The organism is Acrocarpospora pleiomorpha, from assembly GCF_009687885.1.
GTDB classification, from domain to species: Bacteria; Actinomycetota; Actinomycetes; order Streptosporangiales; family Streptosporangiaceae; genus Acrocarpospora; species Acrocarpospora pleiomorpha.
This window is the reverse complement of sequence record NZ_BLAF01000012.1, coordinates 38,235-52,088: the sequence shown is the minus strand read 5'-3', so window position 1 is coordinate 52,088 and position 13,854 is coordinate 38,235. Positions and strand designations below refer to the sequence as shown.

Genomic DNA, 13,854 nt, shown 5'->3' with positions numbered 1-13,854 from the left:
GCGCGAAAGGGGCAACACCATGGCTGAACTGGTCAAACTCAACGCCGCCAGCAGACAGTACGAATCCGCGGGGCCACTGGCCCTCGATCAGGTCACCATCGGCGTGACCGCCGGCGAGGCCGTGGCGGTGATGGGGGCTTCCGGCAGCGGCAAATCCACCCTGCTCAACCTGGTCGCCGGTCTCGACCGGCCCACGTCCGGCACCGTCGAGGTCGCCGGGGCGGAACTGACCCGGCTTTCCGAACGGCGCTTGGCGCTGTTCCGGCGCACCCATATCGGGATCATCTTCCAGTTCTTCCACCTGCTCGACGACCTGACCGCGCGGGACAACGTGCTGCTGCCCGCGCAGCTCGCGGGCGTACCGGCGGGCAGTGCCCGGGCCCGCGCCGGTGAGCTCATGGAAGCTCTCGGCATCGCGGACAAGGCCAACGCCTATCCGGCCCGGCTGTCCGGCGGGCAACGGCAGCGGGTCGCCATCGCCCGGGCGCTGATCAACAGGCCGGTGCTGCTCCTGGCCGACGAGCCCACCGGCGCGGTGGACGCCCGTACCGGCGGGCAGGTCACCGAGCTGCTGCGCGAGCTCGGGCAGGGCGGGCAGACGCTGCTGCTGGTCACCCATGATCCCGCGCTGGCCGCCCGCTGCGCGGGCAGGGTGGTCGAGCTGGCCGACGGGTGCGTCGTGGCACACCCGGGGGTGCGGGCATGAAGGCGGTGCGGGTCGCGGTGCGTGCCGCGGTGGCCGGGCGGCGGGTGCAGACCCTGGTCGTCGGTGTGGTGACGCTGCTGTCCACCGCGACCGCCGTGCTGGGCACGGGCCTGCTGGTGGTGTCGGACGCCCCGTTCGCGCATGCCTTCGCCCACCAGGCCGGAGCGCATGCCGCCGCCTACTTCGATCCCGCCCAGGCCGGTACGGCGGCGCTTACGGCGACGGCCCACCGGCCAGGGGTGACCGTGGCGGCCGGCCCGTTCGACGCGATCACCGTCGACCTCGAGGTCGGCACGGAGCGGATGGGAATACCGGTGGCGACCGTGGTGGGACGGGCCGAGCAGCTCGGCGCCGTGGACCGGCTCACCCTCGACGAAGGCCGATGGCTGACCGGTCCCGGTCAGATCGTGCTCGCCCGCCACACTGTCCCGCCCGAGGACGAGGGCCGGGAGGTCATCCAGCCAGGCCAGTCGAATGTCACGGTGAACCTGCCCGGGACAGGGCCGTTACGCGTGGTCGGCATCGCCGACTCGATCACCAACACCGGCGACGCCTGGGTCTGGCCCACCCAGGACTTCCTCGACGCCGCTGGTGGGACCGCGAGCAAGCAGATGCTCTACCGGTTCTCCTCGGCCGCCGACGCCACCGCCGTTCAGCAGAGCCTCGCCGCGGCGACGGCCACGCTGCCCAAACAAGCCCTGCTCGGTTCCACCGGTTATCTGTCCAGCAAACTGCAGGCCGACAGCCTGGCCGCGCCGATGGCGCCGTTCGTCGTCGCGTTCGCCGTGCTCGGCATCCTCATGTCGGTGCTCATCGTCGCGAACGTGGTCAACGGCGCGGTGGTCGCGGGATTCCACACGATCGGCATCCTCAAGTCGCTCGGCTTCACTCCCGGGCAGGTCGTCTCCGTGTACATCGGGCAGATACTCCTCCCCGGCATCATCGGCGCGTCTCTCGGCGCAGGGGCGGGCAACATGGTCGCGGCGCCCGTGCTCGGGCAGGCGCAGCGCGCCTTCGACGTCACAGCCGACGCGGCGCTCCCGCCCTGGGTGTGGCTCGTCATCCCGCTCGCCATCCTGGTCACGGTCGGGCTGACCGCCGCGGCCGCGGCCTGGCGTGCCGGGCGGATCTCCGCCGTGCAGGCGATCAGCATGGGGCGCGCTCCGCGCGTCGGCCGGGGCCACCGCATCCGGCGCCGGCTCGCCGCCACCCGGCTGCCCCGGCCGGTCAGCTTCGGCCTCGGCACCCTGTCGGCCCGGCCGGTCCGATCGGTCGCCACCCTGCTCGCCGTGCTCATCGGCGCGGCCTCCGTCGTGTTCGCCGTCGGCTTGACCTATTCGTTGTCCCGGGCCGTGGTCGCGTTCACCCGCGTCGCCGCCGTACCGATCGATGTGCAGCTCGACGCCCGCGAAGGTGACCGCGGGACGGCGCCCCGCAGAGCCGACCCGGCGGCGGTACGGGCCGCCATCGACGCCCTGCCCGGCACCGCTCACGTGGTGGGCACCTGGGACACCAGCGCCGGTGTGACCGGAGTCAGCCACCCGGTCTCGGTCACCGCCTACGACGGCGAGGCGTCCTGGGTCGGTTATGAGCTCGTCTCCGGGCGCTGGTACCTCGGTCCAGGCGAGGTGGTGGCCGGCTCGCGCCTGCTGAGCGTCACGGGTGCGGCCGTCGGCGACACCCTCACGCTGACCAGGGAGAACCGGCGGATCCAGGTCAGCGTCGTCGGGGAGGGCTTCGTCAACGGCAACGAGGGCTTCGCCGTGGTCGGGGCCGCCGCCACTCTGGCGCCGCTGGGCGGGGACCAACCGCTGGAAGGTTTTGAGATCGCCCTGACCGACGGCACCGATCCGCACGACTATCGCGAGGCGCTGGACAGCGCTCTCACCGGCCAGAACGCCGTCGTCGAGATACGCGCCGACCACAGCGGCCAGCAGACCGTCATCATCATGATCAGCCTGGTCGCGACCCTGACCCTGCTGCTGTCGTCCGTGGCCGCGCTCGCGGTGTTCAACACCGTCGTGCTCAACACGCGCGAGCGCATCCACGAGATCGGGGTGCTCAAGTCGCTTGGCATGACGCCGTACCAGATCCAGGCCATGGTCATCACGGCGATGGCCGGGGTCGGTCTGATCGCCGGTCTGACCGCCGTGCCCCTCGGCTGGTTCCTGCACCGCGTCGTCCTGCCGGTCATGGGCAACGCCGCCGGGACCGGCATCCCCGACAGCATCCGCGACATCTATCCACCCGGCCAGCTCGTCGCCCTGGCCGCGGCCGGGGTGCCGCTGGCCGTGCTCGGCGCGCTGATTCCGGCGACCTGGGCCGCCCGCACCCGCCCAGCCACCGCGCTCCGCGCCGAGTAGGGCAGATCGAGCACCCGTCAGTAGGAGCTCTCGTTCAGGGCCACGACACATTTCCGTCGAGCGGAAGGGCGGCGACGAAGGTCGCCGTCGCCTCGGCGGTAAGCTCGCCGTCCGCTTCAAGTTCAGCCCAGAGGAGGATTCTGCGGTCGTCGAGAAGGCGGTGACCGGCGCGGACGGTGAGGCCGGCGCGCGGCGGGATGGGCCGCCGGTAGGTGACCTGGAGATCGGTGGTGACGCCTGGCCGGCCGGCCGCGGCCGGCTGGGCCTCCATCACCTGGGTGAGGGTCGCCGCGACCGTGGCCGTGTGGCCGGGAAGGCACGCGTCGCCGGCCGTACCCTGGGCGGCGTCGAGCACCCGCCGCAGCTCGGCGGTGAAGATCGCCCGGGGATCGCCTTGGCCGGGGTCGGCTTGCCCCGTCAAAGGGAGCGCTCCTGCCGGAGCAACCACTCGGCCCTGAGCACGACAGGCCGGTCGACCATCGTGTCGCCGACGCGGGCCGCGCCGGCTTCGGCGCTTGCCATGACATTCCGCGCCCACGTCAGTTCCGCCTCCGTCGGCCGGTAGGCGTCGCGTACGGCGGCTACCTGGGCGGGATGGATGCAGAGCTTTCCCCCGAACCCCATCTCGCGTCCGTGCCGGGCGTCGCCGGCGCAGACGGAGGAATCGGTGAGCTCCAGGGTGACACCGTCAACGGGTGCGACCAGGTCCGCGTACGCACTCGCGGCGACGAGCTGGGATCGCGACATGAGCAGCGCCTGGCGGTCGTCCGGCGCCACGCCCAGCTGCTGCGCAAGGTCGGCGTTGCCGAGGATCAGGCGGCGCACACCTTCGACGGCGGCCAGTTGCGTGGCGTGGACCACGCCCCGCGCGGATTCCACCAGCGGCAGCACGACCTTCGACCGTGAAGCCCGCACCACGTCACCCACCGCGTCGGGCGACTCGGCCTTGGGGAGGACCACGGCGCACGAGTACCGGGCGACGAGGGCGAGGTCGCCGGCGTGCCAGGGGGTTCCCGCGCCGTTCACCCGCACCGCCACGGCCGGATTCGACGCGAGCAGCCCGGCGGCCGACTCCCTGGCCCGGCCCTTGTCGCCGGGCGCCACCGCATCCTCGAGATCGACTATAACGACGTCGGCGCCGCTGCCGAGCGCCCGCGCGTAGCGATCCGGCCGGGAACCGGGCACGAACAGCCACGTGGTCGCCGATTCGACCAGCCTGCTTACCGCCGCCTGTTCCTCCGGCCCGGAAGTGTCCACTGTCATCTGTTCACGCTGCTCTGAAGCTTGTAGTTCTCAAGGACGCGGCGGCCGATGATCATACGTTGGATGTCGGCGGTTCCCTCGCCGATGAGAAGCATGGGAGCTTCCCGGTAGAGGCGTTCGATCTCGTACTCCTTCGAGAAGCCGTAGCCGCCGTGGATGCGGAAGGAGTCCTCGACGACGTCCCGGCAGTACTCCGAGGCGAGGTACTTGGCCATGCCCGCCTCCAGATCGTTGCGCTGGCCGGAGTCCTTCTTGCGCGCGGCCATGACCATCATCTGGTGCGCGGCCTCGACCTTGGTCGCCATGTCGGCGAGGCGGAACTGCACAGCCTGGTGGGCCGCGATCGGCTTGCCGAAGGTCTCGCGCTGCTGGGCGTACCGGATGGCGAGTTCGAACGCGCGCAGCGCGAGCCCACAGCCCCGCGCGGCCACGTTGACGCGGCCGACCTCGACGCCGTCCATCATCTGGTAGAAGCCGCGTCCCGGGGTCCCGCCGAGGATCTGGTCCGGCGACGCGCGGTAGCCGTCGAAGAGGAGCTCGGTGGTGTCGACGCCTTTGTAGCCCATCTTCTCGATCTTGCCGGGCACGGTGAGGCCGGGTTCGACCTCACCGAAGCCCTGCCGCTTCTCGACCAGGAATGTGGTCATGTTCCGGTAGACCGAGTCCGCTCCCTCGTCGGTCTTGACGAGCACCGCGACGAGCGTGGCGGTCCCGCCGTTGGTCACCCACATCTTCTGCCCGCCGATGACGTAGGCCTCGCCCTCGCGAGCCGCCCTGGTCTTGATGGCGGACACGTCAGATCCGCAGCCCGGCTCCGACATGGAGAAGGCGCCGCGCAGCTCACCGGAGGCCATCCGCGGCAGGTGGCGTCGTCTCTGCTCCTCGGTGCCGTGCTGGAGCAGCATGTGGGCGACGATGAAGTGCGTGTTGACGATGCCCGAGATGCTCATCCAGCCACGCGAGATCTCTTCGACCACGAGGGCGTAGGTGAGCAGGGATTCGCCGAGCCCGCCGTACTCCTCGGGGATGGTCAGGCCGAACAGCCCCAGCTCGCGCATGCCGTCGACGATCCGCTGCGGGTATTCGTCGGCGTGTTCGAGCTCCTGGGCGTACGGGATGATCTCCCGGTCCGCGAACTCCCGGACGGTGGCGATGATTTCCCGCTGGACGTCGGTGAGTCCCTCGGTCTGAGCTAGGCGGCTCATGGCGTGCCTTTCTTCTCGGGGAGGGGGGAGGCCACCACCCCGCTTTCCTGCAGGTCCCGGATCTGGTGATCGCTCAACCCGAGGTCGGTACGGAGGATCTCGGCGGAGTGCTCGCCGAGCACGGGCGCCCTGACCGGCCTGCGCGCCTCGGTCGTGCCGAGGGGGGAGGCCGGGGCGAGGTGTTCGCCCACGCCCGGCTGGTCGATGAGGCCCATCATGGGGTTGGCGCGCACGTCGTCGTCTTCGGCGAGTTCGGAGAAGCTCCGGTAGACCGACCACAACACGGAGGTACGGCTCAGCGCCTGCCGGACCTGCTCCAGGTCGTGCCCGGCGAACCAGCGCTGCGCCAGACCGGCCAGGACGTCGCGGTAGGCGAACCGGTCGTCCTCCCGCGAGAAGTCGGCGTCCAGTGCCGCTTCCAGCGCGGATACCGGCGCGCGGAGCCCGGTGGCCGTGACGAGGTCCGCCCAGTGCCGCGCGGTGAGGGCCACCACCATGACGCGGTGCCGGTCGCGTGTGGTGAAGTCGCGGGCGAAGCCGCCGTAGAGGTGGTTGCCGATCCTGGGCCGGGTGACGCCGTTGACCTGTGCTTCGGCCAGGAATCCGAGATTCGCCGCGGTCGCGAGCGCGACGTCGCCGAGTGCCACGCTCAGCTCCTGCCCCCTGCCGGTGATCCGGCGGTGCCGTTCCGCGCTGAGCAGGCCGATCGCCGCGTAGAGCCCGCAGGCGACGTCCCAGGCGGGCAGCACGTGGTTGACCGGGTCGTCCTGGCCTTCCCCGCCCGTCGCCAGGGGGAACCCCGTCGCCGCGTTGACCGTGTAGTCCACGGCGGGGCTCCCGTCGTGATGCCCTTCGATCCGGAGATGGATCAGATCGGGCCGCAGCTGGGAGAGGGCTTCGTAACTCAGCCAGGGGCGGGCCGCGTTGGTCAGCACGATGCCGCCTCCCGGGCCCGACTCGGTGATCAGCCTGGTGACGAGATCCCTGCCCCGAGGGGAGCGAAGGTCGACGCACAGGGAACGCTTGGCCTTGTTGAGGCCCGTCCAGTAGAGACTCACTCCCGAGGCGGCTCGCGGCCAGCGGGTGTGGTCGGCCGCGCCTCCCGGCGGATCGATCCGGATGACGTCGGCGCCGAGCTGGGCCAGCGTCATACCGCCCAGGGGAGCGGCGACGAATGTGGCCACTTCGACGACGCGCAGCCCGGCCAGGGGCCTGCCTTCCGTCGGCACGGCTTGCGGGTCCATACCCCTCCTCGTATTTGTACGGCCATATTGGACGGACTGTACTTCCTGTGTCAACAGGAGGGTTTGGTGGAGTGGATGTACTATTTGGCCGTACATTGATTGAGCGTAGAGGAGATCCCGTTGCAGACGTTGATCGACGGCCCCTACTTCGAAGATCTGCGGCACGGCCAACGATTCGGCGACGGCCCCGGCCTCACCCTCACCGAAGGCCTCGCGGCGGCACACCAGGCGATCGTCGGGGGCCGGCTGCCGCTCGTGCTGGACCACGAGCTGTCCAGGAGGGTGACCGGCGAGGACGCCGCCCTCGCCGGCCCCAACCTGGTCTGGGACATCGCGATCGGCCAGTCGACGGTCGCGACGCACACCGTGACGGCGAACCTCTTCTACCGGGGCGTCGTGTTCCGGCGGGCCCCCCGGATCGGCGACACCCTGCGGACGGTGACCGAGGTCGTCGGCCTGCGCCAGAACTCCCGGCGTGCCGGACGGCGCGCGACCGGGCTGGCCGCCCTGCGGATCAGCACCCGGGACCAGCACGACCGGCCGGTCCTGGACTTCTGGCGCTGCGCCATGCTGCCGCTGCGCGAGGAAGAACGGGAAACCGGCCACGCGGACGATCTTTCCGCCATCGGCGCGGCCCCGGCCTTCGGCGAACTGGCGCGGGTGACGGCGGACTGGGACCTGGACGCCTACCGGGCCCGGGTGCGCGGGCGGCCGCTCGCAGACCTCACCCCGGGCGATGTCTTCCACGTCGCCGGGGGAGACGTGGTCACCTCGGCGCCCGAACTGGCCCGGCTCACCCTCAACGTGGCCAAGGTTCACCACGACGCGTCCGGTGGCGCGGGCCGGCTCGTCTACGGCGGGCACACCATCGGGATCGCCCTCCACCAGGCGGTCCGGGCGCTTCCGGAGATCGTCACCGTTGTAGGCTGGCACGGATGCGACCACGTCGACCCCGTGCGGGAGGGCGATACGCTGACCAGCACGATCGAAGTGGAGCAGACCGAGCGGCTGGCCCGGGGCGGCCTCGCCCGTCTGCGGTCGCGGGTCCGCGCGCGCCGGGACGGTCTCCCGCCGGCCGACGTCCTCGACTGGCGGTTCGTGGTCATGCTTGCCGGATGACGGGAATGAGGGAGCATGGCGGCGAGTGCTGGACGTCGGGAGAGTAGTTACACGGCCCTGGCGCGCGAGGTCAGGAGCCAGATCCTCCAAGGACGGTATGCCGACGGTCAACGGCTGCCGACCGAGGCGGAGCTGTCGGCGCGGCACGGCGTCAGCCGGCAGACGGTCCGGCGCGCCTTCCAGGACCTGGTGGCCGAGGGCATGGTCTACCGCGTCCCCGGCCGGGGCACGTTCGCGGCGCCGCGCGACGGCGCCTACCTGCGCCAGTTCGGCTCCATCGAGGACCTCATGGGGCTGTCCGAGGACACCCGGATGGAGGTCGTCGCCCCGCTGCGCCGCCAGGTCGACGTGAACGCCGCGAGCCGGTTGCGCCTGTCCGGTGACGTGGTCCACACCGTCGTCTTCCGCCGTTCCCACGAGGGGGCCCCACTCTGCCTGACCGTGGTGTCGGTCCCCCCGTCGGCCGGCCTCGCCCTGTCCTCGGTGCCGGAGCTGATGGCCGAGGGATCGACCAGCGAGGTGACCATCATCGGGCTGCTCGACACCTTGCTCGACGCGCCGATCGCCGAGGCGGACCAGAGCATCACGGTCTCGCGCGCGGACGCCGAGGTGGGGGGCCGGCTCGGCTGCGCCGTCGGCCACCCCCTGCTGCGGATCGACCGCCTCTACCGGGACACCAAGGGGACCCCTGTCGAGCTCGCGATCAGCTGGTTCCTGCCCGAGCTCTACTCCTACCGGACCCAGCTGCGCCGCAGCGTGACCTGAAGCCGGGAACCCTCATTGGGCCTCACCGTCACAGGCCTCGAAGACCGCGGCCAGGCCCTGGCCGCCGCCGATGCACATCGTGGCCAGCCCGTACCGCCCCCGGCGCCGGTCGAGCTCCCGTGCCAGGGTGGCGAGCATCCGCAGCCCGGTGGCGCCCACCGGGTGTCCGAGCGAGATGCCCGACCCGTTGACGTTGATCCGGTCCCGGTCGCCGTCGGTGACGTCCCACTCGCGCATGACGGCGAGGGCCTGGGCGGCGAACGCCTCGTTGAGCTCGATGAGATCGATGTCGTCGAGGCTCAGGTCCGCGATGGCCAGCGCACGGGCTGTGGCCGGCACCGGGCCGATCCCCATGACCTCGGGGCCGACTCCCGCGACGGCCCACGATCGAAGCCGTAGCGCGGGGCGCAGCTCGAGTTGCCGGGCGCGCTCCCGCGTGGTTACGATGCACGCCGCCGCGGCGTCGTTCTGGCCGCTGGCGTTCCCTGCGGTGACGGTCGCGCCTTCGATGACGCCGTCGAGCACCGGCGTGAGTTTCGCCAGCCGCTCGGCGGTGGTGCCGGGCCTGGGGTGCTCGTCGTCGCGGACCTCCTCCTTGCCGGGGATCTCCACCGGAATGATCTCGTCGCGGAAGAGACCGGCACGCTGGGCGGCGACGGCGCGCCGGTGCGACTCCGCGGCGAGGGCGTCCTGCTCCTCGCGTGAGATGCCGTACTGGGCGCGCAGGTTCTCCGCGGTCTCCACCATGCCGCCCGCGATCCGGTGGAAGCGCCCACCGGCCGTCACCCGCCCCCGGACCAGCGCGTCGTGCACGCGGATCCCGGAGCGGGCGCCACCCCATCGCATGTCCGTCGAGTAGAACGGCACGTTGCTCATGCTCTCGACGCCCGCCGCGACAACGAGGTCGTGGGCTCCGCAGTGGACCTGCATGACGGCGTTGATCACCGCCTGCAGGCCGGATCCGCACCGCCGGTCGACATGCTGGCCCGGCACGGTGTCGGGAAGACCCGCGTCGAGCGCGATGACCCGGCCGATCGCGGGCGCCTCGGAGTTTCCGTTGGCATGGCCCACGACGACGTCGTCGATCGCCTCACCGGCGACACCCGTGCGGGCGAGGAGCCCCCGCAGCACCAGCGCGCCCAGGTCCGCCGCGGAAAACGATTTGAGGCCTCCGCCGTACCGGCCGATCGGGGTCCGCACCGGTGCGGTGATGACGACGTCCCGAGCGCTGTTCACGAGAACCCCCTGAGCTTGGAGAACATTATGGGAAGATCGGCACGGCCAGGCTGGCGCCCCGCATCAGGCCGGTGCCGGCCTTCGCGAAGTGCGCGGTCGCGTCGCCCTGGAAGTTGGCCAGGCGGTTGCCGCGCCGGAACCAGTGGTGGAGCCACAGCTCGGCGGTCATGGACATGCCACCGTGGAACTGGAAGGCCTCACGGAGCGCCTTCACCGCCCACTCGGAGGTCAGCCCGAAAGCCGCGTGCGCCCAGCAGCCCGACTCGGGTGCGCTCCGCCCGTCACCCCAGGCCCAGGCCGCGTACTCGAGCAGCGCCTGTACGGCGTGCATCTCGGTGACCACGTCGACCACCCGGTGGGCGATGACCTGGTTGGCCGCGAGCGGCCGGCCGAACTGGTGGCGCTGCTTGACGTACTCGATGGTTCGCTCGGTCGCCGTTCGCACGAGCCCGAGCAGTTCGGACGCGTGCAGGAGCAGGTTGAGGTCGTTCCAGGTCCCCTGCGGCGGTGGGGCGATCTCCTCCATCGTGGCGGCGGCGTCCCAGCTCGCGCGGCACACCGCCGGCATGCCGGTCCAGCCGGACGGCTCGCCGAGCTCGACCGCCCCGGGGCGGGCCACCCGAGCGCCCTCCTCGTCGCACAGCACCACGAGATCGGGCTCAGGGCCCAGGAGCTCGGCCATGCCACGACCTGGAGCGGTCTGGTACGCGAGCGCGAACCGATGGCGTTCGCCGCGGCGCCAGGCCGAACGCGCCTCGTCCAAGACGCCACCGGGAGACATCGCGGCGTCGGGGCCGAGCATGGATTCCAGGGTGAGGATTCCGGCCAGGCTCAGCGGTGCCAGCACCTCTCCGATGATCTGGCTGGCGCAGCTGGCCTGGAGCGCCGAGTCGCCGTCGGTGACGGTGATGCCGCAGTAGCCGGAGGACGTCAGCGCGTCCGACCACCGGTCGGGGCCGGCGTCGGGGCCGAGCCGGTGTGACATGGTCCGGAGCGCGTCCATGAGGGCATGCTCGTCGCTGCTCAGTTCAAGAAACATGGGTTCCTTCTGTCGTCGTCATGCGTCCGGGGGAGTCAGGTCCTGCTGGGCAGCCGGAGCAGGCGTTTGGCGACGATCCCGCGCTGGATCTCCGAGGAACCGCTCGCGATCGTGCCGGGGCGGCATTCGAAGAAGCCCCGCAGCACCGCGCGCTCGTCGTCGGTCTCCGGCGCGAACGAACCCTCCCCGGCGATGGCCGTGGCCGTCTCGGCGAGGCCGAGCCAGGAGCTCGACCAGTAAAGCTTGGCCATCGAGCCCGCGTCCGTGGGTTCCCCGCCCTTGATCTGCTCGGTCAGCACCCGGTAGGCCATCAGGCGGCTGGCCGCGACCTGGGCACCGGACCGGCCGATCCTGGCGGCCGCGGCCGGGTCGTCCCCCGCGGTCCTGATCGTGGCGGCGAGGTGCCGGTCGATCCGTACCAGGGTGTCGAACACGTGGACGGCGCCGCGCTCGTAGCGGAGGATGTACTTGGCGATCTCCCAGCCCTGCCCTTCGGCTCCGAGCAGGCTGGCCCGCGGGACCCGGACGTCGCTGTAGAAGACCTCACAGAATCCGCGGTCTCCGGTGATCTGTTCGATGGGCCTGATCTCGATGCCGGGCAGGCTCAGGTCGACCAGGAGGACGGACAGGCCGGCGTGCTTGTCGGGTCCGGTGCGGACCAGCAGGAAGCAGCGGTCGGCGAACTGCGCGTTGGAGGTCCAGGTCTTCGACCCGTTGACGACGTAATCGTCGCCGTCGAGGACGGCTGTGGTCCGGACTCCGGCCAGGTCGGATCCCGCTTCCGGTTCGGAGTAGTCCTGGCACCAGAACGTTCGCGCGGTCAGGATCGCGGGCAGGATCTCGGCCTGTTGCTCGTGGGTGCCGTACTTCATGACTCCGGGGCCCAGGAGGCGACGCCCGGTGCGCCCCAGTCCCTCGGGGGCGCCTGATCGGGCGGTGAGTTCGGCGAAGATGGCCTTCTGGGTGGGGCCGGCGCCCATGCCGCCGAACTCGCGGGGCCACCAGATGCCGGTGAACCCGGCGGCGGCCAGCCGGTGTTCCCAGTCTCTTTGCACGTCGACGTAGTCCGCGTGCGTCTTCGCCGCCGAGCGCCAGTCTGGCCGGACGTTGTCGTCGAGCCAGCGCCGGAGTTCGAGGCCGAATGTCCGGTCCTCTTCGGTCAGGTGCAGGTCCATGGCCGGTTACCTCTTCTCGTCGAGCACCTGGGCGGCGATGTTCTGCCGCGCCGGGTCCATCCGGAGCCTGGCCTGGTAGTTCCGGCACCGCTCCAGGTGGACGTCGTAGCTCTCGTCGAAGACGTGCTGGAGCAGGGACTTGTACATCTCCGCGGCGCCGCCGGGCTTGCTGGTGATCCACTGGGCCCGCTCCACGGCGGTCTTCTCCGCGTCCTCCGCCGCGATCGCGAGCCCGAGCCGTTCCAGCTCGGGTCCGGTCCAGCGGCGCTGGGACATGACGAACTCCCAGGCGGCCGCCTTGCCGGCGCGATGGGCGGTGAGGTACGCGCCGCCGATCCCGGGAATGGCGCCGATCTTCCCCCAGCCCTGCTCGATCCACCCGGTCTCGCCCACGTAGCAGACGTCGGCCACGAGAGCCAGATCGGTGCCGAGCCCCAGGGCGGGGCCGTCGACGGCGCTGATCACCGGGCCGTGGAAGTTCCGGATCGCCTTGGCCATCCCTTGGAAGGACTTGTAGATGAAGGAGCGGACGGCCTGCTCCCCGCCGGCCGAGAGCTCCTGGATGTGCCTTCGCCGCGCCGACGCTCGCCACGGCCACGGCCGGGGTGCCGCTGGTCGTACTCGGCGCGCTGATTCCGGCGACCTGGGCCGCCCGCACCCGCCCAGCCACCGCGCTCCGCGCCGAGTGGGCATTTCGGGCACCGGGCGATGAATCCAGGCGATGCCGTTCGGTCGTATAACCGTTGCCCAGGCGGGCACTACGGTTACTCGTCCTTCCCCCTGACAGACGGGATGTTCTTCGATGAAGTTGGCAGTTGTCTTAGCAGGGTTCCTAACCGTGCTCGTGGCAGCCCCGGCCGCGGCGGCCCAGGCGGTCTCCGCGAGCACGCCGGCCTTCCCCACCGAGGTCGCCCTTCCGGATGGTTTCCAGCCGGAAGGGATCGCCATCGGGTCCCACGCGGCCGCGTACTTCGGCTCGCGTGCGACCGGCGCGATCTACCGTGCCGATCTGCGTACCGGGCAGGGGCAGATCATCAATCCCGGCCCGGGGACTCCGTCGCTCGGCCTCAAGATCGACGGGCGCGGCCGGCTGTTCGTCTCCGGTGGCACGGGCGGCGATGCCCGTGTGATCGACTCTCGCAGCGGCCAGGTGCTCGCGAGCTATCAGCTCGCCTCCGGCGCCGCGTTCATCAACGATGTCGCGCTCACCCGCCACGCGGCCTACTTCACCGACTCGACCAACCCCGTGCTGTACAAGCTGCCGTTCGGGCGTGGGGGAGCGTTGCCGTCCGAGGCGGTGAAGATTCCGCTGAGCGGTGACCTCGTCTATGCGACCGGCATCAACGCCAACGGAATCGCCCCGGCTCCCGACGGGGAGGCTCTGCTCGTCATCCAGTCCAACACCGGCAAGTTGTTCCGCGTCGATTCGAAGACCGGCGTCGCCACCCTGGTGGACGTCGGCACCGAGTCCCTGGCCAACGGTGACGGCCTGCTGGTGGAGGGCCGCACCCTCTACGTGGTGCAGAACCGCCTGAACACCGTGACCGTCCTGAACCTGGACCGGCACGCGAAGTCCGGCAAGGTGGTACGCAGACTGGTGGACGCCCGCTTCGACGTGCCCACCACCATCGCCCCCTTCCGCGATCGCCTCTACCTTCCCAACGCCCGCTTCACCACGACCCCGACGCCGACGACTCCGTACAGCGTGATAGCGATCAAGCGCCGGTAAGGGAACCCGG

13 protein-coding genes are annotated in these 13,854 nt (G+C 71.0%); 5 read left to right on the top strand and 8 right to left on the bottom strand.

The features are described 5' to 3' along the window. The first annotated feature begins 19 nt into the window (after positions 1 to 19). Positions 20 to 706, top strand: coding sequence for an ABC transporter ATP-binding protein (locus tag Aple_RS11740; RefSeq protein ID WP_155344572.1), 687 nt, complete (start codon positions 20 to 22; stop codon positions 704 to 706). Further along, complete coding sequence (locus tag Aple_RS11735) at positions 703 to 3,069, top strand: FtsX-like permease family protein (protein WP_155344571.1); 2,367 nt, start codon at positions 703 to 705, stop codon at positions 3,067 to 3,069. Before Aple_RS11740 ends, Aple_RS11735 begins: the two co-directional genes overlap by 4 nt. Before the next feature lie 34 nt (positions 3,070 to 3,103). On the opposite strand, the gene Aple_RS11730 is transcribed toward Aple_RS11735, so the two are convergent. From Aple_RS11730 to Aple_RS11715, 4 genes are read right to left on the bottom strand one after another with little or no spacing between them, the layout of a single operon-like run. Beyond that, on the bottom strand, positions 3,104 to 3,490 hold the full coding sequence (locus tag Aple_RS11730) for a hotdog fold domain-containing protein (RefSeq protein WP_155344570.1): 387 nt from the start codon (positions 3,488 to 3,490) through the stop codon (positions 3,104 to 3,106). Continuing rightward, positions 3,487 to 4,332 carry an HpcH/HpaI aldolase/citrate lyase family protein gene (locus Aple_RS11725; RefSeq protein ID WP_155344569.1) on the bottom strand — a complete coding sequence of 282 codons (846 nt, stop codon included), beginning with the start codon at positions 4,330 to 4,332 and terminating at the stop codon, positions 3,487 to 3,489. Before Aple_RS11725 ends, Aple_RS11730 begins: the two co-directional genes overlap by 4 nt. Next, positions 4,329 to 5,537: an acyl-CoA dehydrogenase family protein gene (locus Aple_RS11720; RefSeq protein ID WP_155344568.1), complete on the bottom strand. Its 1,209-nt coding sequence runs from the start codon at positions 5,535 to 5,537 to the stop codon at positions 4,329 to 4,331. The genes Aple_RS11725 and Aple_RS11720 overlap by 4 nt, the downstream gene beginning before the upstream one ends. Beyond that, a complete protein-coding gene (locus tag Aple_RS11715) occupies positions 5,534 to 6,781 on the bottom strand; it encodes a CoA transferase (RefSeq protein ID WP_155344567.1) in 1,248 nt (415 codons plus the stop codon). Before Aple_RS11715 ends, Aple_RS11720 begins: the two co-directional genes overlap by 4 nt. Before the next feature lie 120 nt (positions 6,782 to 6,901). On the opposite strand from Aple_RS11715, the gene Aple_RS11710 reads away from it, so the two are divergent. Together Aple_RS11710 and Aple_RS11705 are read left to right on the top strand one after the other, a co-directional pair. Then, entirely contained in the window at positions 6,902 to 7,900 is a 999-nt protein-coding gene (locus Aple_RS11710) for a MaoC family dehydratase (RefSeq protein WP_218038259.1), read from the top strand. A 15-nt stretch (positions 7,901 to 7,915) separates the two neighbouring features. Continuing rightward, positions 7,916 to 8,665, top strand: coding sequence for a GntR family transcriptional regulator (locus tag Aple_RS11705; RefSeq protein ID WP_155344566.1), 750 nt, complete (start codon positions 7,916 to 7,918; stop codon positions 8,663 to 8,665). A 12-nt stretch (positions 8,666 to 8,677) separates the two neighbouring features. On the opposite strand, the gene Aple_RS11700 is transcribed toward Aple_RS11705, so the two are convergent. The 4 genes from Aple_RS11700 to Aple_RS11685 are packed head-to-tail and all read right to left on the bottom strand — an operon-like array spanning position 8,678 to position 12,808. After that, entirely contained in the window at positions 8,678 to 9,901 is a 1,224-nt protein-coding gene (locus tag Aple_RS11700) for an acetyl-CoA C-acetyltransferase (RefSeq protein WP_155344565.1), read from the bottom strand. Between the two features lie 25 nt (positions 9,902 to 9,926). After that, entirely contained in the window at positions 9,927 to 10,940 is a 1,014-nt protein-coding gene (locus tag Aple_RS11695) for an acyl-CoA dehydrogenase family protein (protein WP_155344564.1), read from the bottom strand. A 35-nt stretch (positions 10,941 to 10,975) separates the two neighbouring features. After that, the gene (locus Aple_RS11690) at positions 10,976 to 12,115 is read right to left on the bottom strand and encodes an acyl-CoA dehydrogenase family protein (protein WP_155344563.1); all 1,140 of its coding nucleotides are present in this window, start codon (positions 12,113 to 12,115) and stop codon (positions 10,976 to 10,978) included. Positions 12,116 to 12,121: 6 nt separating this feature from the next. Further along, positions 12,122 to 12,808 (bottom strand): enoyl-CoA hydratase/isomerase family protein, encoded by a 687-nt coding sequence (locus tag Aple_RS11685; RefSeq protein ID WP_155344562.1) that lies wholly within the window; start codon positions 12,806 to 12,808, stop codon positions 12,122 to 12,124. Positions 12,809 to 12,953: 145 nt separating this feature from the next. Between Aple_RS11685 and Aple_RS11680 the strand changes: the two genes are divergently transcribed. After that, positions 12,954 to 13,844, top strand: coding sequence for an SMP-30/gluconolactonase/LRE family protein (locus Aple_RS11680; RefSeq protein WP_246264384.1), 891 nt, complete (start codon positions 12,954 to 12,956; stop codon positions 13,842 to 13,844). Positions 13,845 to 13,854 lie beyond the last annotated feature (10 nt).